This is a genomic window from Microbacterium alcoholitolerans (assembly GCF_050408615.1).
Classification (GTDB): domain Bacteria; phylum Actinomycetota; class Actinomycetes; order Actinomycetales; family Microbacteriaceae; genus Microbacterium.
Window position 1 is genome coordinate 2,353,127 of sequence record NZ_JBNTKD010000001.1, and the last position, 19,924, is coordinate 2,373,050.

The following is a 19,924-nucleotide window of genomic DNA, read 5'->3' on the forward strand; positions in this document are numbered from 1 at the left end:
GTGCCCGCCCCGAACACGGGGCGGGCACTCGTGCACTGGGCTCGCATCGTGCCGCGGTGCCCTGTGCCGGAGAGCGGCGGTGCGTCAGTCGTTGTCCAGGCCGAACAGCTCGAGCGGATGCGTCAGACGCCACCACGCGCTCGGCGACACGATCTCCGCGGCCAGCGAGACGGACGTCTCCGCCGTGCCGAGCGGGCCGTCGGCCGTCAGCGTGCCGACCTTCGCTCCGGCCTCGGACTCGTCTTCGAACGTGAGCGCGGTGGATGCCTCCGCGGTCGCGCCGTTCCACAGGACGACCTGGGCATCGGCATCCGTCACGATGTCGACTCGGCCACCCCACTCGGTGGTGACGTGCCCGACGACGGTGCCCTTCGGCACGGCGGTCGGCTGTGCGATGAGCGACGCCTCCACCTCGGCGAACAGCTGACGGGTGACGGCGAGCCGCGCCTCGTTGTCGTCCTGCCCGAGCACCGAGGCGAACAGCCGCACAGTGGTGTCGCCGACCGGCACGTCCTTGGCGGTGAGGAGGTTCCAGTGCGACAGCGTGCCGGTCTTGATGCCGACCACTCCGGGATCATCGAGCATCTGGTTCGTATTGGTGACCGTGCCGACGCCTGGGATGTCCGCCGAGCGGGTGCCGGCGAGCTCGGCGAAGATCGGGTTCCGCATCGCGAGTTCCCCCAGCTGCAGCAGCGCGGCCGGCGTGGCGATGTTGTCCTCGTCGAAGCCGGAGGGCGAGTCGAGTTCGATGGCGCCCAGGCCGCGGTCATCCAGCCACTTCGCAGAGGCCTGCGAGAATCCCCAGTCTGAACCCCACAGCTCATCGGAGAGACGGTCGATGTAGTTGTTGGCCGAGCCGAGCATGATGCCCTGCAGCATCTGGTACTCAGTCAGCGAGCCGCCCACAGGCACATCGAGTGCGGACTGGTCCGCGGCACGGTACTCCCAGTACTCGTTCGAATCGCCCCAGTCGAAATCGAAGCTCGGGCCCTGCTCGCCCGGCTCGAGCGGCAGCTCATCGAGCACCATCAGCACGCTCACGACCTTGGAGATGCTCGCGATCTCGTCGCGTTCGGTGGTGGATGCCACCGGTGCGATGCCCTGGATGCCGACGGCCGCGCTGCCCTGTGCGGGCCAGTTCATTGCTGCTATAGGTGCCGGCTCGATCTCGACCTCGCTGGTCGCGGCCACCGGAGCGACGGCGTTCAGCGGCCACATCAGCGTCGTGGCGACGTATGCGCCGCACACGCCGGCGACGATGCCGAGCGGAACGAGGATGCGCGGGCGCAGCCAGCCGGGGATCAGCTTCGCACCGGCGAACAGGTCGGGCGCCTTCTCGCGCTCGGGGATCGACGACTCCGCGAACCGGGTCTCGTCGATCCAGGTCAGCGCGGTCGGAAGGCTCTTCTCGTCCGCCCAGGCCGTCCGCGGCTCAGCGAACTCGTCCTCGAGGTCTGGCTCGGGCGTGCTCGGCGCAGGGTCGGCCGGGTCGAGATCCGGCTCCGGCCCCGGGGCGGGCTCGACGACATCCACAGCGACAGTATCGGCGCTCCATGCGCCGGCGTCGGTATATGCGGGCCGAACAGCGGTCTCCGTGTCGCCGGCGTCGTGCGGCTGATCGGGCCGAAGACTGGCTCCGAACGCCGGAAGCGGACCTGGCGCGGCGGTCTCCGCCTGCGCGCGCGTGCGCTCGCGCAGTGCGCGGCGCGTGGCAGGGCGCGTGGACTCGGGGGAGGTTGTCACCCATCCACGCTACCCAATGTCTCCGTGCCGGTCTGCCAGGGTGGCTGGCGGGCTATGATCGAGGCATCACCACGGGAGTCCGGCATGCCGGGCTGAGAGGAAGCGAAACGCGCTTCGACCGTCGAACCTGATCCGGATAATGCCGGCGCAGGGAGGAGTTCATATGAGTACGTCCGCACCCACGTCCACCCCGACCCGCACGGGGCGGCTCCGGCCGGAGATCTGGCGCTGGCGCATCGTCGACATCGTCGTCGCCAGCGTTCTCGGCGTCGCCTGCGGGTTCCTGTTCCTGGCCTGGAACGTGGGCTACCTCGGGCCGAAGGCCCTGCTCGAGCCGCTGCTGCCCGGCATGCAGGGGCTTCTCGACGGGCCATGGCTCATCGCCGGTGTGCTCGGCGGTCTGATCATCCGCAAGGTCGGCGCCGCGATCTACGTCGAGACCATCGCCGCGGTCGTCTCGGCCCTTGCCGGAGCGCAGTGGGGCGGATTCCTCACGATCGAGGCCGGTCTGGTGCAGGGGCTCGGCGCCGAGCTGATCTTCCTGCTCTTCGCCTACCGGGCCTGGACGCTGCCGGTCGCGATGCTCGCCGGTGCGGGCGCTGCCCTCTTCGGCGGCGTCAACAACCTGATCCTGTGGTTCGCCGGTTCGGATGCGGCATTCACGACGATCTACCTGATCTCGACCGTGGTGTCCGGTGCGGTGCTGGCGGGCCTGCTCGGCTGGCTGCTGGCCCGTGGCCTGGCATCGACCGGCGCCCTGGACCGCTTCGGCTCCGGCCGCGAGGTGCGGGCCCGCGTCTGAGATGACTTCAGTCGAGGCGCGACCTGCGGCGGTCGTCGCGCGGGGCTGGGGGTGGCGGCACGCGAGCCGCCTCGCCTGGGCGCTGCGCGACGTCTCGCTGCGGATCGAACCGGGCGAGCGGGTGCTGCTGCTCGGGGCATCCGGTGCGGGCAAGTCGACCATGATGCAGGGCCTTGCGGGCGTGCTCGGCGGTGATGAGGAGGGCGAGGCCGAAGGCGAGCTGCTCATCGACGGCGCCCCCGCCGCCGCCTCGCGCGGGCGCACCGGCCTCGTGCTGCAGGACCCCGATTCGCAGGTGATCCTCGCGCGCGTGGGCGACGATGTCGCCTTCGGATGCGAGAACCTCGGCATCCCCAGAGACGAGATCTGGCGACGGGTTGACGCGGCGCTGGACGCCGTCGGCCTTGACGTGCCGCTCGATCGCCCGACCAAGGCGCTCTCCGGTGGGCAGAAGCAGCGTCTGGCGCTCGCCGGATCGCTGGCGATGCGGCCGGGGCTGCTGCTGCTCGACGAGCCGACGGCGAACCTCGACCCTGAGGGCGTCATCGAGGTCCGCGAGGCGGTTCAGCGGCTGCTCGCGGCGCAGCGCACCACGCTCATCGTCGTCGAGCACCGCCTCGACGTGTGGCTGCCGCTCATCGACCGCGTCATCGTGATCGGCGACGACGCGGACGGCAGCGGCACCGGAGTCATCGCCGACGGGCATCCGGACGCCGTGCTCGCCGCCGAGGGGGAGCGGCTCGCCGCAGCGGGAGTATGGGTGCCCGGCCTGCCACCACAGCATCCGGCGCCACCGGCATCCGCACCGGGAGAGGTGCTGGTCGGCGCGCGCGACCTCGCCGTCGCGCGGGTGCGCGGCGCCACCGTCGCGGCGGGCCTCGACGTCAACGTGCGGGCGGGTTCGGTGCTCGCGATCACCGGCCCCAACGGGGTCGGCAAGTCGACGCTCGGCCTGACGCTGGCGGGGCTCCTTCCGCCTGCGGATGGTCAGCTGATCGCATCGGATGCCCTGAGCGAAGGGGCCGGTCCCCACCCGATCCGCTGGACGTCGCGTCAGCTGCTCACCCGGATCGGCACGGTGTTCCAGGAGCCGGAGCATCAGCTGCTGGCGACCACGGTGCAGAACGAGCTGGCGATCGGTCCGCGCTCGCTCGGACTCTCACCGACCGAGATCGCGGCCCGAAGCGACGAGCTGCTGCAGCGTCTGCGGCTCGACCGGCTGGCCAAGGCCAACCCCTACACGCTCTCCGGCGGCGAGAAGCGACGGCTCACGGTCGCCGCCGCGCTCGCCACCAGACCCCGGATGCTGGTGCTCGATGAGCCGACATTCGGGCAGGATGCGCGCACGTGGCAGGAGCTGATCGCCATGCTCGCCGAGCTGCGCGACGACGGTGCCGCGCTTGTCGCCGTGACCCACGACCTCGACGTCGTCAGGGCGCTGCACGCCGAGTGGTTCACGATGGACGTGCGATCATGACCCTGCTCGAGACGCGGGCGCGCACCGGCGCCATGGCGCGCATCAACCCGGTGGCCAAGCTCGGCGCGAGCGCGCTGATCGCACTGCCGCTGATCCTCACCCTCGACATCGTCTCGGCGGCCGTCGCGCTGCTGCTGGAGTGCGCGCTGTTCGTGTTCGCGGGCATCGGATGGCGGGAGTTCTGGCGGCGCACGTGGCCGGTCTGGCTGGCGGCCCCGCTGACGGGCGTCACGATCGCCCTCTACGGCGAGGCCGGCGGCACCGTGTACTTCGAGTGGTTCCTGGTGCGCGTCAGCGACGGATCGCTGCTGCTCGCCGGTGCCACGATGCTGCGGGTGCTCGCGATCGCGCTGCCGTCGGTCGTGCTGTTCATCACCGTCGATCCCACCGATCTCGCGGACGGGCTCGCCCAGACGATGCGTCTGCCGGCACGATTCGTGCTGGGGGCGCTTGCCGGACTGCGGATGGTGGGTCTGTTCATCGACGACTGGCGGGCGCTGGAGCTCGCGCGCCGAGCCCGCGGAGTGGCCGACCGTGGTCGGGTGCGCAGGTTCGCCGGCATGGCCTTCGCGCTGCTCGTGCTGTCGATCCGCCGTGGCGCGAAGCTGTCCACCGCGATGGAGGCCCGAGGGTTCGGCGCCGATGTGCGACGCACCTGGGCGCGTCCCGCGCGATTCGGCTGGCGGGAGTGGATGCTGCTGCTCATCGGCGCGGCGATCTCAGCATCCGCCATCACCGCCGCTGTCGCGACTGGTGCCTGGAACTTCATCCTCGGCCCTGGGTGAGGCAGAATGCCTGCATGGCTTCGGACGACCGGGCGGACATCGCCGTCATGCGGCGGGTGCGCGATCGTATCGACCGCGAGTTCGCACAGCCCCTGAACGTCGAGGATCTCGCCCGCGGGGTGCACATGTCGGCGGGGTTCCTCAGCCGAGAGTTCCGGCGCATCTACGGTGAGCCGCCTTACTCGTATCTGATGACACGGCGCATCGAGCGGGCGATGACGCTGCTGCGGCGCGGTGACATGTCGATCACCGACATCTGCTTCGCCGTCGGGTTCTCGTCGCTCGGCACATTCAGCACCCGGTTCTCACAGCTCGTCGGCGTCTCGCCCAGCGCCTATCGCGACGACCCCTCGCGATCGGTCGAGGGCATTCCGCCGTGCCTGGCCAAGCAGATCACCAGACCGGTCAGGAATCGAGAAGCGGTCGCCGCGGCCCGGTCGTAGCGTGGGCGACATGAACATCTCGATCCACAACACCTTCCTTCCGCACACCGACGCCGAGGCGGCACTCGGCTTCTACCGCGACCTGCTCGGTTTCGAGCTGCGCAACGACGTCGGCTACAACGGCATGCGCTGGCTCACGGTCGGCCCGGTCGGCGATGCCACCTCGATCGTGCTGCATCCGCCCGTGGTCGACCCCGGCGTCACCGAGGCCGAGCGCGAGACCGTGCTGAACCTCATGGCCAAGGGCGTGCTCGCCGCTGTCACGCTCGGCACGGATGACCTCGATGCGCTGTTCGAGCGCATGGAGGCCGGCGGGGCCGACGTCGTGCAGGAGCCCACCGACCAGGACTACGGCGTGCGCGACTGCGCCTTCCGCGATCCCGCGGGCAATCTCATCCGCGTCAACCAGCTCTGAGCGCGCGCTGCGGCTCAGCGCAGTTCGCGAAGGGCCTGCTCCAGCACCACGGCGTGGTTGCGCTCGGTGTCGTGCAGCGCGTACACGAGCGTGACGACCGGATGCTGTCGCAGGTCATCCGCGAGCCGGCGCAGCGCTTCGGCGTCCTCGCCCGCCAGCTCCGCGCGATACCGATCGGCGTAGATCTCGAAATCCTCAGCGGGTGCGGCGTGCCAGTCGCGTCGCAGCTCCGCGCTCGGGGCGATGTCCTTCGCCCACAGGTCGATCGCCGCCTTCTCCTTCGAGACGCCCCGTGGCCACAGCCGGTCGATCAGCACTCGGTACCCGTCCGCGGCCGAGGCCGTGTCGTAGGCTCGTTTGCGACGAAGTTCCATACTCTCAGCATCCACCCACCGCGCTGAACCCGCCACTGACGGCACTCAGCACCACGTATGCTGAGACTCAGTCGCACACGACGCCGTGGAGGTGCCGTGTCGTTTCGAAGGAGAACACGATGCAGATCACGGGACAGGGTGCGCTGATCACCGGCGGCGCCAGCGGGCTGGGACTCGCCACCGCGCGCAGACTGGCCGCAGCGGGCGCGCAGGTGACGATCGTCGACCTGCCGAACTCCGCCGGTGCCGAGATCGCCGCCGAACTGGGTGGCATCTTCGCTCCCGCCGATGTGACCAGCGCTGACGAGGTCGCCGCAGCCGTGGCATCCGCTCAGGCGATCGCGCCGCTGCGCGTCGTCGTCAACTGCGCCGGAATCGCGCCACCCGCCAAGGTTCTCGACCGCGACGGCAACCCCGCCGACCTCGCCGCCTTCGAACGCGTCGTCCGCATCAACCTCGTCGGCACCTTCAACGTCATCTCGCAGGCATCCGCCGTGATCGCGCAGAACGAGCCGATGCCCGATGAGCGGGGCGCCGGAGGCGACCGCGGGGTCATCATCAACACCGCCAGCGTCGCGGCGTTCGACGGCCAGATCGGCCAGCCCGCGTACTCGGCATCCAAGGGCGGCGTGCATGCCATGACACTGCCGATCGCGCGTGAGCTCGCGCGCCATGGCATCCGGGTGTGCACGATCGCGCCGGGGATCATGGAGACCCCGATGCTCGCCGGTCTCCCCGAGGCGGCGCAGGAGTCCCTCGGCCAGCAGGTGCCGTACCCGGCGCGGCTCGGTCGTCCGGACGAATACGCGGCGCTGGTCGAGAGCATCATCGCCAACGGCTACCTGAATGGCGAGACCATCCGTCTCGACGGCGCCATCCGCATGGCACCGAAGTAAGCGCAAGGAGAGAACATGTCCCTCGCAGGCAAGACCATCCTGATGTCCGGCGGCAGCCGCGGCATCGGCCTCGCCATCGCGCTGCGCGCAGCGGCCGACGGAGCGAACATCGCGATGCTCGCCAAGACCGACACCCCGCATCCGAAGCTCGAGGGCACGGTGCACACCGCGGCCGAGGCGATTCGCGCGGCGGGCGGTCAGGCGCTGCCCATCGTCGGCGACGTGCGCGACGACGACCACATCACCGAAGCCGTGCTGAAGACGCAGGGCGAGTTCGGCGGCATCGACATCATCGTCAACAACGCCAGCGTCATCGACCTCTCGCAGTCGCTGGATCTCAGCGCGAAGAAGTACGACCTCATGCAGGACGTCAACGTGCGCGGCACCTTCATGCTCTCGCGCGCAGCCGTGCCGCTGCTGCGCGACGCCGAGAACCCGCACATCCTCTCGCTCTCGCCGCCGCTGAACCTGGCGCCGAAGTGGCTCGGCGCGCACACCGGCTACACCCTCGCGAAGTACGGCATGACGATGGCGACGCTGGGCCTCGCTGCCGAATTCGCAGATGCCGGGATCGCGGCCAACACCCTGTGGCCGCGCACCACGATCGCGACCGCGGCCGTGCAGAACGTGCTCGGCGGCGACAAGCTGATGGCCGCCAGCCGCACGCCGGAGATCTACGCCGACGCCGCCTACGCGGTGGTCACGAAGCCCGCGGCCTCGTATACGGGGCAGACCCTGATCGTCGAGGACGTGCTGTCGGATGCCGGCGTGACCGACTTCTCGAAGTACGCCGCCGTGCCCGGCACGCCGGACGACCGGCTGTTCCCGGACATCTTCCTGGACTGACGGACTCCATGCTCGCCCGCGCGTTTACACTTCGGGGGCCGACACGCCAGATGCAGGACCGATCTGCGGGGATCGTCCGACATCTGGCGTGTCGGCCCCGTTCTGTAACTCGGAGCAGCGGATGCGTCAGCCGCGCGCGGCTGTCAGCGCGGCGGCGAAGCGGGCGGAGCGCGCCTCGAGGTCGGCCCAGTCGGATGCCGCGATCGACGCTCCGTTCGCCAGATCGCCGCCGGCGCCCACCGCCACCGCGCCTGCGCCGAACCAGTCGGCCAGGTTGTCGGGCTTGACTCCGCCGGTGGGCATCAGCGGCGCATCCGGGAACGGGCCGCGCAGCGCGCCGAGATACGACGGACCGCCGAGGGATGCCGGGAAGATCTTCACGACATCGACGCCGAGTTCCAGGGCGACCATCACCTCGGTAGGGGTCAGGGCGCCCGTCATCACGACGCGACCGGTGTCGAGCATGGCCCGGGTGAGGTCTGGGAGCGTGCCGGGGCTGACCAGGAACTCGGCCCCCGCGTCGGCTGCCGCCGTGGCCTGCTCGGGCGTGGTCACGGTGCCGGCGCCGATGTGCGCCGCAGTGCCGTGGCGGGCGATGAGCTCGCGGATCACGGCGGGTGCGTCGGGGGTGGAGTAGGTCACCTCGATGCCGGTGATGCCGCCGCGGATGATCGCCTCGGCGGCATCCAGAGCGGACTCCGGTGACGGCGCACGCAGCACGGCGAGGACGCCGCTGGCGCGAGTGCGGGTGAGGCGGTCGGTCATGGCGGCTCCTTGCTCGGGGGTGCGCTCATTCTCCCCGATCCAAGCCTGTAATTACAAGCTGAGCCCTGCGACGGCCCAGGCTCCTCCCACTCGTCAGCCCGTACCCTGGAACCATGACCGAGACTTCTCCTGCGCGCCCTGCGAACACCGGCGTGCGCCAGACGCGCCCGAAGACGGAGGGGTGGACGCAGAAGAAGGATGCCGAGGGGCGCCCGCTGCTGCAGTTCGCCAGCCCCAAGCGGGGCAAGCCGCCCGTGCACCTGGCCGACCTGACCCCGACCGAGCGCATCGAGAAGGTCAAGGAACTCGGACTGCCGGGCTTTCGCGCCAAGCAGCTGGCGACGCACTACTTCACCCACTACACCTCCGACCCGGCGCAGATGACCGATCTTCCGGCCGCGCAGCGGGAAGACCTGGTGGGTGGGATGCTGCCACCGCTGCTGACCGAGGTGAAGCGCCTCGAGACGGACCGGGGCGACACCATCAAGTTCCTCTGGCGACTGCACGACGGCGCGCTGGTCGAGTCGGTGCTGATGCGCTACCCGGGCCGCATCACCCTGTGCGTGTCCTCGCAGGCCGGCTGCGGCATGAACTGCCCGTTCTGCGCCACCGGCCAGGCGGGTCTGACCCGCAACATGTCGACCGCAGAGATCATCGAGCAGATCGTGCGCGCGAACCGCCTGATCGCCGAGGGCGGTCTCGGCGGGGTCTCGTCTCGCTCCGCTCACCCAACCACCGGGCCCGACAGGGAACGTGTCACGAACATCGTCTTCATGGGCATGGGCGAGCCGCTCGCGAACTACAAGCGGGTCATGGATGCCGTTCGCATCATGGTCGCACCGCAGCCCGACGGGCTGGGCATGAGCGCCCGTGGCATCACCGTGTCGACGGTCGGCCTGGTGCCAGCCATCCGCAAGCTGGCCGACGAGAACATCCCCGTCACCTTCGCGCTGTCGCTGCATGCTCCGGATGACCAGCTGCGCGACGAGCTGATCCCGGTCAACTCGCGCTGGAAGGTCGATGAGGCGCTCGACGCGGCCCGCGAGTACTACGAGAAGACCGGGCGCCGCGTCTCGATCGAGTACGCGCTCATCAAGGACATGAACGACCACGGCTGGCGTGCCGACCTGCTGGCGGAGAAGCTCAACGAGCGCGGACGCGGCTGGGTGCACGTGAACCCGATCCCACTGAACCCGACGCCCGAATCGGTGTGGACCGCATCCACCCGCGAGGCGACGGACGAGTTCGTCCGCCGCCTCAACGACGCCGGCATACCCACCACGCTGCGCGACACCCGCGGCAAGGAGATCGACGGGGCATGCGGTCAGCTGGTCGCGACCAGCGAGGACGAGGTCGCAGCCGCCGCGATGGCCTGAGCCCGCTCCTCGCGCGCCATCGCGCGGCGTCAGTGCGGTGAGCGCAGGGCGTCAGTGCGGTGAGCGCAGGGCGTCAGTGCGGTGAGCGCAGGGCAGTGTCGGCGTGGCAGCCCAGTTCGCCCGGCTGCAGCAGTACGCGGGGAGCCTGAAGGACCTCGATGGCTCCGTCGGTCCGGCGCGCCACGAGCAAGCAGTCGTCGACGTCGCCCATCGCGACGCCGATCTCCTGGTCCCGGATCGCCACCGACGGTTCGAAGGCGACCTCGCGGTCGCCCGTGGGCTTGGGCATGCGAGACTCCATCTCCACCCGGATGCTCTCCTCGGTGGAGTCCGGATCGGCGGCTCTCAGCACGTCGGTCACGATGTCCTTCGCGCCCGGCGGCACGACGAACACCGGGCGGGTGTCGACGGGTGGGCCCACGGCTCGGGCATCCGCAGGGCACTCGATCGGCGTGGCGACGGCGTCGTCGTCGTCCCACTGCCCGAACTCCTCCGTGGCCACACCCCAGAAGTCGAACTCGGCCTCGTAGCACGTCCGTTGCGGCGCGCTGTCGCCGGTCGCGATCGTGGCGCGCAGCTGCAGTGCGCCGAAGGGCTCGCCGTGCACCGCACCCGGGTACGCCTGATAGCCGATCATCTCCAGCGACGGGGAGCCCATCAGCTTCTCGTCGGCCCACCGTGCATAGTCGTCGACCGTGTCGGTCGGCCCGCGGTAGAGGCTGCGGACGAAGTCGGCGACCGCCCGGTGCGCCTCCGCCTCGTGCCGATCGGCGGTGTCGGCGGGAGTGGCGCCGCATCCCGACAGCGAGAGCGCGGCGATCGATGCGGCGAGCAGAGCCGCGATGCGAGTGAGGGTGGCGGACATCACGATCGCGGCGTACGCAGCGAGACGAAGCGGCCGGACCTCTCGATCAGCTCGGCCCAGGAGTCGACGTCGGCGGCGCACTCCGCGACCGTGCACGTCGGGAACTCGACGAACTCGCCGGTGAGCTCGGCGAAGGCGTACTGCATTCCCGGGTTGTGTCCGACGAACATCGCGACGTCGGTCTCGTCGGGAAGTTCCGACGCGACCGACATGATCGAACGGGCCGATGCTGCGTACAGCAGCGGCTCGTCGGCGACCTCGAGACCGTAGGCGCTCGCATAGGCGTCCGCCGTGGTGCGCGCGCGCAGCGCGGTGCTCGCGACGATGTGATCGAGTCGGATGCCCTCATCGCGCAGCCTGCGGGCCATGATCGGAGCGTCACGCAGTCCGCGCTCGTTCAGCGGACGGTCGTGGTCGGCGACACTCGGATCGCCCCAGTCGGACTTCGCGTGACGGGTCAGCAGCAGCGTCTTCATGCCGTACATTCTCGCGCCCGTGCCACCGCGGCGGCGACTCATTCCTGGGAATCGTCCTCAGGGATCGTCCGGGACTCCCACAGGCGCGGCTTTCTAACCTGGAACGATGTCCTATTCCGCACACCGCCCGGGCCAGATGGATTCGCAGGGGCGGATCTCGTTCGAAGCCGATGGCCCTGACCGGCCCGAGGGCATCCACGACGACGCGGAACTCGACTTCCTGCGCAGCTACGAACCGACCGGCAGCACCGCGCCCGAGTCGGACTCCGCCGCCGCCCCGAGCGTGGTTGCCGAACCCGCGCTGTCCGGAGCTGCCGGCTCCGAGGCATCCGCTTCGCGCGCGCCGCGACCCAAGCGCGAGCGCGCACCGCGACCCAAGCGCGAGCGCACACCGCGACTCAAGCGCGAGCGCACACCGCGACTCAAGCGCGAGCGCACACCGCGACCCAAGGGCTCGCGCCTGCGCACTATGGCGATCCTCGGCGGTGCCGAAGGGGAGATCCTCGATCGTGTGCCGGGTGAGACCCCGCGCTTCGTGCAGATGTTCTTCGTGCTGCTCGGCACAGCGCTGGTCTCGGCGATCTCAATGCTCTTCGCCCTCACCACGGGCGTGCAGGTCGCGGTCTGGGTGGCAGTGCCGCTCGCGATCGTGTGGGCCGCCATCATCTTCAACCTGGATCGCTTCCTCACCTCGACGATGACCTCGACCCGGAGTGTCGTCAAGCTCATCGCCCTGGCACTGCCGCGTGTGGCGATGGCGGCGCTGATCGGCGTCCTGGTGGCGGAGCCACTCGTGCTGCAGGTGTTCAACAACGACATCGCGCGCGAGGTCGCGTCCACCAACATCACGCAGTCGCAGTCCGATCAGGATGCCCTCGAGCAGGGTCCCGAGAAGAAGGCCCTCGACTCGGCATCCGAGCGGGTCGCCGTCCTCGAGAACCAGGCTGCGACGGGCATCGTCTCAGGCACCGAGGCGGGTTCTGCCTCGACGTCGGCCGCAGCGGCGACCGTCGACGACCTGACCGGCAAGATGGCCGATCAGCAGAAGGTCATCGACGAAGCGCGTGCGCTGTACCAGTGCGAGCTCACCGGCGAGGGTGCGGGGACCGTGCCGGGCTGCACCGGCGTGAACGGGCCGGGCTCCAGCTCGGATGCCGCGAAGGCGCAGCTCGCCCAGGCGCAGCAGACCTATGACGCGCTGGCCGCTCAGCTGCGCAGCGCGAACGACGACCTCTCGGCGGCGGAGACGTCGGCGAAGGAGAACACGACGGCATCCGAGGCGACCAACCGCCAGCAGGCGAAGGACCAGCTTCCCGCCGCGCAGCAGACCTACGAGCAGGCGCTCGCCGCATACAACGCGCGCGCCGATTCGGTGGCTGCCGGCAACGCGCAGGCGGTCGGACTTCTCAGCCAGGTCACGGGCCTGAACCGCCTCGCCGCCAAGGAGCCGACGATCTGGTGGGCGCACTTGCTGATCGCCGCGCTGTTCTTCATGATCGAGCTGCTGCCCGTGCTCGTGAAGGTGCTCACCAGCTGGGGCGACCCTTCGCTGTACGAGAAGACCAAGGCCATCCGCAAGCAGGTCGAACTCGATCGCGTGAGCGCCGAGGGCTTCCGCGATCGCGCCGCGATCGTCGCCGAGAGCGCAGGTGGTGCGCCGGCGGCTCACGTGGGCGCGGCTGCCGCCGGAATGTCGGATGCTGCGGCATCCGATCCCGCCGATCGCGACCCCTCGCTGGCCGCCGGTCCGCCCACCGAGCCGGTGACGCGCGCTGACCTGCGGGAGCCGGCCGGCGTCTGAACTCCGACATCGACCTTGTCGCGCGCGGCGGAGAGGATGACGGGATGATGAGCACGGTGCGGGTCGGCATGATCGGGGTCGCCATCGCCGTGGTCGTCGCGGTGCTCAGCATCCGATCCCGTCTCGACGCGACCGTCGCCGCGCTGCTGTTCCTCATCGTGCTGGCGCTGGGCGTGCCGGCCTATTTCGTGGGTTCCTTCCTGCCGGGGATGAGTCTCGCGGACACGTTCATGATCTCGGGTGGGGATGCATCGCCCTGGGCGGCGCCGCTGTATGTCGTGAGTCTGCTCGCAGCGGGAGCGATTGTCGGTCTCGCCGTGCGCCTGGCTGGGCGGAAGCCGGCGACGGCGCCCGTCTGACCAGCACGGCAGTAGCGTTGGTGCATGGTCAACTATCGCTATCTCGGTAACAGCGGACTCAAGGTCTCGGAGATCACGTATGGCAACTGGGTGACGCACGCGTCGCAGGTGGACGACACCGCCGCCGTCGCCACCGTCCACGCGGCACTGGATGCCGGCATCACCACGTTCGACACGGCCGACACCTATGCCAACACCGCCGCCGAGGTCGTGCTCGGCAAGGCGCTCGCCGGCCAGCGCCGCGCGGGGCTCGAGATCTTCACCAAGGTGTACTTCCCCACGGGACCGAAGGGGCCGAACGACACCGGACTCAGCCGCAAGCACATCTTCGAGTCGATCAACGGCTCGCTCGAGCGGCTGGGCACCGACTACGTCGACCTGTACCAGGCGCACCGCTATGACTATGAGACTCCGCTGGAGGAGACGATGCAGGCGTTCGCCGACGTCGTCCGCCAGGGCAAGGCGCTGTACATCGGGGTGTCCGAGTGGACGGCCGAGCAGCTGCGCGAAGGTCACGCGCTGGCGACGCAGCTGGGCGTGCAGCTGATCTCGAACCAGCCCCAGTACTCGATGCTGCACCGCGTCATCGAAGGCAAGGTCGTGCCGGCGTCTGAAGAGCTCGGGATCTCGCAGATCGTCTGGTCGCCGATGGCGCAGGGCGTGCTCAGCGGCAAGTACCTGCCGGGTCAGCCCGTGCCGGACGGCTCGCGCGCGACGGATCCGCACTCGGGCGCCCACTTCATCGAGCGGCTGCTGCGCGACGACATCCTCGAGGCGGTGCAGCGCCTGAAGCCGATCGCCGCGGATGCGGGCCTGAGCATGCCGCAGCTCGCGATCGCGTGGGTGCTGCAGAACCCGAACGTCGCCGCGGCCCTGGTCGGCGCTTCGCGCCCCGAGCAGCTCTCCGACACGGTGAAGGCGTCGGGAGTGACGCTGGATGCCGAGGTCATGGCCGCGATCGACACCGCTCTCGCCGGTGTCGTCAACGACGACCCCGAGGACACCTACTCGGTCTCCCCGAAGTCCCGCCTGGTCTGAACTCGGACCCGGGCATCCGACGTCCGGCCCCCCAAACTTCATGAGGGGTCAAAAAATGCGGCATCCGACGACTCGGATGCCGCATTTTTTGCCCCCTCGTTGCGTTCCGGGACCGGCGGGGCGGCGCGGACCGGGCGCGCCGGGTTACTCCTTGACGGCGCCGGAGGTCAGGCCGGCGACGATCCAGCGGCTGGCGAGGGCGAACATCACCATGGTCGGCAGGATCGTCAGCACCGCGGCCGCCGACATCGAGCCCCAGTCGATGTTGAACGTCGAGATGAATCCGTTCAGCGCCGACGGCACCGTGCGGTTCGCGTCGGTGTTGATCAGGACGACCGACAGGAACAGCTCGTTCCAGCAGTTCACGAAGTTGAAGATGAACGCCGCGATGATTCCCGGCGTCATCACCGGGACGAGCACCCGGAACAGGGCGCCGAGCCGCGAGCATCCGTCGATCATCGCCGCCTCTTCGAGAGCGTCGGGGACGTTCTCGAAGAACCCGCGCAGCATGACCGTCGAGAACGGGATGCAGATCGCGATGTACACCAGGATCAGACCGGGCCTCGTGTCGACCAGACCCAGGTCGCTCATCATCGAGTAGAGCGGCCCGAGAGCGATGAACGCGGGGATCATCTGCGTCAGCAGGAATGCGATCAGCACCGCGCCCTTGCCGCGGAACTCGAACCGGGCGACCACGTACGCGCTGAGCAGCGCGATCAGCGTCGCCACGGCGCCGGCGGTCAGTGCCACCAGCGCGGAGTTCATCAGGAACACCCCGAACGAGCTCTTCTCGAACAGGCTGATGTAGTTGTCGAGCGACGGGTCGCTCGGCCAGTACTCGATCGGGTACGTGTTGATCGTGCCCGGCGACTTGAACGAGGTCAGCGCGATCCAGTACAGCGGGAACAGCGTGATGATCAGCCAGATGGCCAGCCCGACCATCCGCACCACGCCGCCGACACTCACCCGACGCCGGGTGCGGGCCGGAGCCGCACCGACGGGAACGGTCATGCGACGCGTATCGGTCGACGAGGTCTCGGTCATGGTGCTCATCGCTGCACTCTCCTCATCGCCATCAGGTAGAAGGCGCAGAACACGAACAGGAACGCCACGACGATCAGACCGATCGCGCTGGCGATGCCGTAGTTGCCCTGCTGGGTGTAGTCGATCATCCAGGTCGTGATGATGTGCGTCTGGTTCGCCGGGCCGCCGTTCGTCATCGCCCAGATGACGTCCGGGAAGTTGAAGATCCAGATGACCCGCAGCAGGACCGTCAGGAACAGCGTCATCGAGATGTACGGGATGATGATCGAGAAGAGCTGACGCGCTTTGCCTGCGCCGTCCAGGCTCGCAGCCTCCAGCATGTCGTCGGGAACCGACTGCAGAGCCGCGAGGATCATGATCGCGAAGAACGTCACCCCGTACCAGATGTTCGCAGCGATCACGGCGACCATCGCGAGCTTCGGGTCGGCCAGCCATGGCAGCGGCTGATCGATCATCCCGACCTTCATGAGCAGATCGTTGATGACGCCGAATTCCGCGTTGAACATCCAGCGGAACAGCATCCCGATCAGGAAGCCTGAGACGGCCCAGGGGAAGAAGACGAGTGCCTGATACAGCCCGCGGAAGCGGAACTTCTTGCGCAGCGCCAGCGCGATGAGGAATCCGATCACGAGCTGCGGCACGAGTGAGCCGACGACCCAGAGCACGGAGTTCCACGCGATCGTCGGGAACGCCGGGTTCTGGAACACGGCGATGAAGTTGTCGAAGCCTACGAACGGCGTCGAGGTGAGGTCCCACAGGTTCCAGTCGTGGAACGCCATGCGGGCGCCCTGCAGCATCGGGAAGTACGTGAACCATGCCACGAACACGACCGCGGGCAGCATGAACGCGAGCAGCGTGAGCGCGTGGCGAGCGCGGAACGGGCGGCGACGGGAGGGGGAGGCCCCGACGGCGGTGCCGGCGGAGCCTCCCGTGCGGGTGCGAAGCGACAAGGGTCAGCCCTTCTCCGCTGCGTACTTCTCCGTCCAGAACTCGTCCCAGGACTTCAGCAGCTCGGTGGTGGTCATGTCTCCCAGCAGCACCTTCTGCACCTCCTGGTCGGACTTCTGGATCCACTCCGTCCACCAGCTCACGCCACGGGGCTGACGCACGTTGATGTAGGTGTCGGGGTTCTCGGTCATCGTGACGTAGCTCGTCCACGGGCCGGTCGAGTAGAACTCGTCCTCCGCCGCGGCGGCGATGATCGGCACGAGGCTGTTCGCCTGGGCGAACTCGGTCGCCGGCTCGGCCGAGGCGAGGAACTCCACCAGCTTCGTGGCGGCCTCCTTGTTCTGGCTGTTCTCGGCGACGCCCCAGCCGGCCACGGCCAGCGGCTGAGCGGCCTTGCCGGACGGTCCGACCAGCAGCGGCGCGGTGTCCCACTGCTCCTCCGTCAGAGAGGAGTCCTGCACGGTCGCGATCACCTCGGGATCCTGGAGCAGGAACGCGGTCGACCCGTTCGTGAAGCCGGCGACCATCTCGGGGTAGCCCCACGAGACGGCGGACGGCGGGGACGCCTGCTCGAACAGTGCGAAGTAGTCGTCGAGGGCATCCTGCGCCTCGGGGGCGGCGAAGATCGTCGACCCGTCGTTCATCAGGAACGCGTCGTCGACGTTCAGGTCGTCGATGACATACGCCTCGATCGCCGCGACCACGTTGCTGTTGGCGTTCGGGCCGCCGCGGAAGGCGTAGCCGTAGATGTTCTTCGACGGGTCCTGGATCGCGGATGCCTGCTCGAGCAGATCGGCCCAGCTGTGCGGCGGGCCGTCGAAGCCCGCCTCCTTCACCAGGTCGGTGCGGTAGAAGAGCGAGAGGCCGTAGAAGCCGTACGGCACGAAGTAGCGCTTGCCGTCCTCGGCGACGGAGGCGGACTTCGCGTTGTCGGTGAGCGCGTCCCAGCCGTCCCAGGCCTCGAGGTCCGAGGTCAGGTCGTGCAGCCAGCCGTTGTTCGCGAACGGGCCGACGGTGATGTCGCGCACCTCGAGCACGTCGACGCCCTTGCCGGACTGCAGCATCTGCTGGATCTTCTGGTCTGCCTGCTCGGTCGGCGGCGAGACGAGATCGACCTTGATCTTCGGGTTGTCCTTCTCGAACTCGTCGAGCAGGCCGCGGATCAGGTCGGTGCGCGCCGGGTTGGTCAGGCTCTCGACCATCTGCAGCGTGACGGTTCCGTCGGCCGCCGGTCCGCTGCCGGATGAGCATCCGGTGAGGGCGAGGGCGGCGACGGTGCCGATCCCCGCGGCGGTCATCAGCATCTTGCGCTTCATGAGTAGCCTCTCATTCTGTGGTTCTTGTCGGGTGGTCAGGTGAAGGTGGTCAGGCGATGATGGCCTGGGCAGCCGTGCGGATGCCGGCTCGCTGCAGCAGTTGCGGAACGCAGCGCTCGATGAATGCATCGATGTCGGATGCCTCGGTGTACAGGTGCACGGAGAGGCGGAAGTAGCCGATGCCGCGGAAGCTGGTGAATGCGGTCTCGACGCCGACCTCGTCCAGCAGCTGCATGCGCAGCTCGTCGGCCTCCTCGCGGCTGGCGCCGAGTCCGAGGGGCAGCCGGATCAGGCGCATCGACGGGGCGGCAGACGGCAGGATCGTCAGCGGATCCTCGTCGCTGAACGGACGCAGCGCTTCGGCGATCGCCTCGGCTCCAGCATCCGCCATCAGCGGCAGGGTCTCGCGGGCCGCGGCCCAGCCGTACTCCCGCTCGATGAACTCGATGGCGGCGGGCGTGCTCAGGTAGGTGGTGGCGTCGATCGTGCCCTGAGTGTCGAAGCGGTCCGGGTACGGCTCGGGCGCGCCCCAGGAGTCGATCAGGGGCCACAGGTCCTGCCGGTCGACGGCCGAGGTCACCAGCAGCGCCGACCCGCGGGGTGCGCTCGGCCATTTGTGCATGTTGCCGAACCACCAGTCGCCGCCGCCCTGCGCCGCGGCGTTCTCGATGAGACCGGGGGCGTGGGCGCCGTCGACGAGGGTGCGCACGCCGCGGATGGCGGCCAGCTCGGCGATGCGCCGGGTCGGCAGCACGCGGGCCGTCGGAGACGTGATCTGGTCGACGATGATGAGGCGGGTGCGGTCGGTGATCGCGTCCGCGAAGCGCTGCACGATCTCATCCTCGGATGCCAGCAGCGGCAGCTCCACGGTGCGCACCGTCGCGCCGAACCGTCGTGCCAGGCGCTGCGCGCCCATCGTGATCGCGCCGTATCCGTGCTCGGTGACGAGGATCTCCTCGCCGACGCTCAGGCGCAGCGAGTTGTAGACGATGGTCGCCGCTGCCGAGGCGTTCGGCACGAACGCGCTGTCTTCCGCAAGCGCACCGACGAAGGGCGCGGTCTGCTCGCGTGCGACGCGCACCCGCTCTGCGATGCGGGGGAACCACTCGACGGGGCTGCGGTCGGCACGCTCGCGCAGCGCGTTCTGGTGCTCGACGACCTCCGTGGGCACGGCGCCGAAGGATCCGTGGTTGAGGTGGATCACGTCGGGATCCAGCGGCCACGCGTCCCGCGCACGGGGGTACGACGTCAGCGCGAGCGGAGCGGGGAAGGGTGCAGCCGTCATGGATCCTCATCGGCGATTCAGGGAGTTGTTGCACAACTTTGGCATATCGGTCGCGTTTGCGCCACCTCGAGCGGGCTAGACGCGCTAAGTTGTTATACAAATTGGTCGACGGTGCAAGATCCGTCAGACTCGCAGAACAAGCTCCGCGAGGGAGGACCGGGATGGGCGCGCTGGACACCGCCGTGCACGGGCTGCGCGCGTTGATCGCCGACGGAACGCTCCGGCCAGGAGACCGGCTGCCGAGTGAGGGTGAGCTGTGCGAGCGGCTCGGCGTCTCGCGCGGATCGCTGCGCGAGGGCATCCGGATGCTCGCGGCGCTAGGCGTGCTCGAGACCCGGCATGGGTCGGGGAGCTACGTCAGCGACCTGAACGCCGGAGACCTGATCGGCAGTCTCTCGCTGACGGTCGGGCTGCTGCCGCTCGACTCGATCCTGGAGCTGTATGAGCTGCGTCGCGCGCTTGAGGCCCACGCCGCTGCGCTCGCCACGGCGCGCATCGAGGACGCCGCCCTCGCCGAGCTGGACGAACTGCTGATCGAGCTGGAGGGCACGGAGGACGACGCCGAGGTCTCGCGGCTCGATCACCTCTTCCACATGCGCATCGCGGAGATCGCAGGCAACTCGGCGCTGGCGAGCCTGCTGGCCGTGTTCCGGGCGCGCTCGCGCGCCTACCGGATCTTCCGCACCGAGAGCGCCGCCGAGATCAAAGTGCTCTCGGATGCCGGACACCGGGCGATCCTGCGTGGTCTCGAGTCACGCGACCCTGTCGCCGCATCGGCGGCCGCTGCCGGCCACGTCGCCCAGACCGAGTACTGGCTGCGCAGACTGCAGCCGGACGCCATCGGCCTCACCGACTGAGCACCGCGACGGG

21 protein-coding genes and 1 riboswitch are annotated in these 19,924 nt (G+C 69.1%); of the genes, 12 read left to right on the forward strand and 9 right to left on the reverse strand.

The genetic code is table 11. The annotated features are described in order from the left end of the window. Positions 1-84: 84 nt before the first annotated feature. Complete coding sequence (locus ACQUSX_RS11275) at positions 85-1,743, reverse strand: D-alanyl-D-alanine carboxypeptidase family protein (protein ID WP_428907008.1); 1,659 nt, start codon at positions 1,741-1,743, stop codon at positions 85-87. 61 nt (positions 1,744-1,804) lie between these two features. After that, positions 1,805-1,914: riboswitch (TPP riboswitch) on the forward strand. Here ACQUSX_RS11275 and ACQUSX_RS11280 point away from each other — a divergent pair. The 5 genes from ACQUSX_RS11280 to ACQUSX_RS11300 all read left to right on the forward strand — a co-directional run bounded on the left by ACQUSX_RS11280 (position 1,907) and on the right by ACQUSX_RS11300 (position 5,665). Further along, positions 1,907-2,545 carry an ECF transporter S component gene (locus ACQUSX_RS11280; protein ID WP_428907009.1) on the forward strand — a complete coding sequence of 213 codons (639 nt, stop codon included), beginning with the start codon at positions 1,907-1,909 and terminating at the stop codon, positions 2,543-2,545. (Overlaps the previous riboswitch by 8 nt.) 1 nt (position 2,546) lies before the next feature. After that, positions 2,547-4,022 carry an ABC transporter ATP-binding protein gene (locus ACQUSX_RS11285; protein ID WP_428907010.1) on the forward strand — a complete coding sequence of 492 codons (1,476 nt, stop codon included), beginning with the start codon at positions 2,547-2,549 and terminating at the stop codon, positions 4,020-4,022. After that, positions 4,019-4,807, forward strand: coding sequence for an energy-coupling factor transporter transmembrane component T family protein (locus ACQUSX_RS11290; RefSeq protein ID WP_428907011.1), 789 nt, complete (start codon positions 4,019-4,021; stop codon positions 4,805-4,807). The genes ACQUSX_RS11285 and ACQUSX_RS11290 overlap by 4 nt, the downstream gene beginning before the upstream one ends. Before the next feature lie 14 nt (positions 4,808-4,821). After that, positions 4,822-5,250 carry a helix-turn-helix transcriptional regulator gene (locus ACQUSX_RS11295; RefSeq protein WP_428907012.1) on the forward strand — a complete coding sequence of 143 codons (429 nt, stop codon included), beginning with the start codon at positions 4,822-4,824 and terminating at the stop codon, positions 5,248-5,250. 10 nt (positions 5,251-5,260) lie between these two features. Further along, positions 5,261-5,665: a VOC family protein gene (locus ACQUSX_RS11300; protein ID WP_428907013.1), complete on the forward strand. Its 405-nt coding sequence runs from the start codon at positions 5,261-5,263 to the stop codon at positions 5,663-5,665. A 14-nt stretch (positions 5,666-5,679) separates the two neighbouring features. Here ACQUSX_RS11300 and ACQUSX_RS11305 read toward each other — a convergent pair whose 3' ends face one another. Beyond that, positions 5,680-6,039 (reverse strand): DUF488 domain-containing protein, encoded by a 360-nt coding sequence (locus ACQUSX_RS11305; RefSeq protein ID WP_428907014.1) that lies wholly within the window; start codon positions 6,037-6,039, stop codon positions 5,680-5,682. A gap of 119 nt (positions 6,040-6,158) precedes the next feature. Between ACQUSX_RS11305 and ACQUSX_RS11310 the strand changes: the two genes are divergently transcribed. Next, positions 6,159-6,935, forward strand: coding sequence for an SDR family NAD(P)-dependent oxidoreductase (locus ACQUSX_RS11310; protein WP_428907015.1), 777 nt, complete (start codon positions 6,159-6,161; stop codon positions 6,933-6,935). 15 nt (positions 6,936-6,950) lie between these two features. Then, positions 6,951-7,781, forward strand: a complete 831-nt coding sequence (locus tag ACQUSX_RS11315) for an SDR family oxidoreductase (protein WP_428907016.1) — start codon at positions 6,951-6,953, stop codon at positions 7,779-7,781. A 126-nt stretch (positions 7,782-7,907) separates the two neighbouring features. Here the strand turns inward: ACQUSX_RS11315 and ACQUSX_RS11320 are convergent, their stop codons facing one another. Further along, complete coding sequence (locus ACQUSX_RS11320) at positions 7,908-8,546, reverse strand: bifunctional 4-hydroxy-2-oxoglutarate aldolase/2-dehydro-3-deoxy-phosphogluconate aldolase (protein WP_428907017.1); 639 nt, start codon at positions 8,544-8,546, stop codon at positions 7,908-7,910. Positions 8,547-8,659: 113 nt separating this feature from the next. Between ACQUSX_RS11320 and rlmN the strand changes: the two genes are divergently transcribed. Then, positions 8,660-9,922, forward strand: coding sequence for a dual-specificity RNA methyltransferase RlmN (rlmN, locus tag ACQUSX_RS11325; RefSeq protein WP_428907018.1), 1,263 nt, complete (start codon positions 8,660-8,662; stop codon positions 9,920-9,922). A gap of 73 nt (positions 9,923-9,995) precedes the next feature. Here rlmN and ACQUSX_RS11330 read toward each other — a convergent pair whose 3' ends face one another. After that, the gene (locus tag ACQUSX_RS11330) at positions 9,996-10,790 is read right to left on the reverse strand and encodes a hypothetical protein (RefSeq protein WP_428907019.1); all 795 of its coding nucleotides are present in this window, start codon (positions 10,788-10,790) and stop codon (positions 9,996-9,998) included. Beyond that, entirely contained in the window at positions 10,787-11,263 is a 477-nt protein-coding gene (locus ACQUSX_RS11335; RefSeq protein WP_428907020.1) for a SixA phosphatase family protein, read from the reverse strand. Before ACQUSX_RS11335 ends, ACQUSX_RS11330 begins: the two co-directional genes overlap by 4 nt. Before the next feature lie 106 nt (positions 11,264-11,369). Here ACQUSX_RS11335 and ACQUSX_RS11340 point away from each other — a divergent pair, with 106 nt between their 5' ends. The 3 genes from ACQUSX_RS11340 to ACQUSX_RS11350 are packed head-to-tail and all read left to right on the forward strand — an operon-like array spanning position 11,370 to position 14,461. Next, the gene (locus tag ACQUSX_RS11340) at positions 11,370-13,064 is read left to right on the forward strand and encodes a DUF4407 domain-containing protein (protein WP_428907021.1); all 1,695 of its coding nucleotides are present in this window, start codon (positions 11,370-11,372) and stop codon (positions 13,062-13,064) included. A gap of 44 nt (positions 13,065-13,108) precedes the next feature. Next, entirely contained in the window at positions 13,109-13,423 is a 315-nt protein-coding gene (locus ACQUSX_RS11345; protein ID WP_428907022.1) for a hypothetical protein, read from the forward strand. Positions 13,424-13,447: 24 nt separating this feature from the next. Beyond that, complete coding sequence (locus ACQUSX_RS11350; protein ID WP_428907023.1) at positions 13,448-14,461, forward strand: aldo/keto reductase family protein; 1,014 nt, start codon at positions 13,448-13,450, stop codon at positions 14,459-14,461. Positions 14,462-14,605: 144 nt separating this feature from the next. On the opposite strand, the gene ACQUSX_RS11355 is transcribed toward ACQUSX_RS11350, so the two are convergent. The 4 genes from ACQUSX_RS11355 to ACQUSX_RS11370 are packed head-to-tail and all read right to left on the reverse strand — an operon-like array spanning position 14,606 to position 19,054. After that, a complete protein-coding gene (locus tag ACQUSX_RS11355; protein WP_428907024.1) occupies positions 14,606-15,514 on the reverse strand; it encodes a carbohydrate ABC transporter permease in 909 nt (302 codons plus the stop codon). Continuing rightward, positions 15,511-16,455: a carbohydrate ABC transporter permease gene (locus ACQUSX_RS11360; protein WP_428907025.1), complete on the reverse strand. Its 945-nt coding sequence runs from the start codon at positions 16,453-16,455 to the stop codon at positions 15,511-15,513. The genes ACQUSX_RS11355 and ACQUSX_RS11360 overlap by 4 nt, the downstream gene beginning before the upstream one ends. Before the next feature lie 3 nt (positions 16,456-16,458). Then, positions 16,459-17,769 (reverse strand): ABC transporter substrate-binding protein, encoded by a 1,311-nt coding sequence (locus ACQUSX_RS11365; protein WP_428907026.1) that lies wholly within the window; start codon positions 17,767-17,769, stop codon positions 16,459-16,461. A gap of 49 nt (positions 17,770-17,818) precedes the next feature. Further along, positions 17,819-19,054, reverse strand: a complete 1,236-nt coding sequence (locus tag ACQUSX_RS11370) for an aminotransferase class V-fold PLP-dependent enzyme (RefSeq protein ID WP_428907027.1) — start codon at positions 19,052-19,054, stop codon at positions 17,819-17,821. A 161-nt stretch (positions 19,055-19,215) separates the two neighbouring features. Here ACQUSX_RS11370 and ACQUSX_RS11375 point away from each other — a divergent pair, with 161 nt between their 5' ends. Beyond that, positions 19,216-19,911 carry a FadR/GntR family transcriptional regulator gene (locus tag ACQUSX_RS11375; protein WP_428907028.1) on the forward strand — a complete coding sequence of 232 codons (696 nt, stop codon included), beginning with the start codon at positions 19,216-19,218 and terminating at the stop codon, positions 19,909-19,911. Positions 19,912-19,924 lie beyond the last annotated feature (13 nt).

Excerpts from the sequence above, each read along its gene's own strand:
- ACQUSX_RS11355 (WP_428907024.1), bottom strand. The coding sequence starts at position 15,514 with ATGAGCACCATGACCGAGACCTCGTCGACCGATACGCGTCGCATGACC.
- ACQUSX_RS11370 (WP_428907027.1), bottom strand. The coding sequence starts at position 19,054 with ATGACGGCTGCACCCTTCCCCGCTCCGCTCGCGCTGACGTCGTACCCC.
- rlmN (WP_428907018.1), top strand. The coding sequence starts at position 8,660 with ATGACCGAGACTTCTCCTGCGCGCCCTGCGAACACCGGCGTGCGCCAG.
- ACQUSX_RS11315 (WP_428907016.1), top strand. The coding sequence starts at position 6,951 with ATGTCCCTCGCAGGCAAGACCATCCTGATGTCCGGCGGCAGCCGCGGC.
- ACQUSX_RS11300 (WP_428907013.1), top strand. The coding sequence starts at position 5,261 with ATGAACATCTCGATCCACAACACCTTCCTTCCGCACACCGACGCCGAG.
- ACQUSX_RS11345 (WP_428907022.1), top strand. The coding sequence starts at position 13,109 with ATGATGAGCACGGTGCGGGTCGGCATGATCGGGGTCGCCATCGCCGTG.
- ACQUSX_RS11350 (WP_428907023.1), top strand. The coding sequence starts at position 13,448 with ATGGTCAACTATCGCTATCTCGGTAACAGCGGACTCAAGGTCTCGGAG.
- ACQUSX_RS11375 (WP_428907028.1), top strand. The coding sequence starts at position 19,216 with ATGGGCGCGCTGGACACCGCCGTGCACGGGCTGCGCGCGTTGATCGCC.
- ACQUSX_RS11335 (WP_428907020.1), bottom strand. The coding sequence starts at position 11,263 with ATGAAGACGCTGCTGCTGACCCGTCACGCGAAGTCCGACTGGGGCGAT.
- ACQUSX_RS11340 (WP_428907021.1), top strand. The coding sequence starts at position 11,370 with ATGTCCTATTCCGCACACCGCCCGGGCCAGATGGATTCGCAGGGGCGG.
- ACQUSX_RS11365 (WP_428907026.1), bottom strand. The coding sequence starts at position 17,769 with ATGAAGCGCAAGATGCTGATGACCGCCGCGGGGATCGGCACCGTCGCC.
- ACQUSX_RS11305 (WP_428907014.1), bottom strand. The coding sequence starts at position 6,039 with ATGGAACTTCGTCGCAAACGAGCCTACGACACGGCCTCGGCCGCGGAC.
- ACQUSX_RS11310 (WP_428907015.1), top strand. The coding sequence starts at position 6,159 with ATGCAGATCACGGGACAGGGTGCGCTGATCACCGGCGGCGCCAGCGGG.
- ACQUSX_RS11295 (WP_428907012.1), top strand. The coding sequence starts at position 4,822 with ATGGCTTCGGACGACCGGGCGGACATCGCCGTCATGCGGCGGGTGCGC.
- ACQUSX_RS11320 (WP_428907017.1), bottom strand. The coding sequence starts at position 8,546 with ATGACCGACCGCCTCACCCGCACTCGCGCCAGCGGCGTCCTCGCCGTG.
- ACQUSX_RS11280 (WP_428907009.1), top strand. The coding sequence starts at position 1,907 with ATGAGTACGTCCGCACCCACGTCCACCCCGACCCGCACGGGGCGGCTC.
- ACQUSX_RS11285 (WP_428907010.1), top strand. The coding sequence starts at position 2,547 with ATGACTTCAGTCGAGGCGCGACCTGCGGCGGTCGTCGCGCGGGGCTGG.
- ACQUSX_RS11290 (WP_428907011.1), top strand. The coding sequence starts at position 4,019 with ATGACCCTGCTCGAGACGCGGGCGCGCACCGGCGCCATGGCGCGCATC.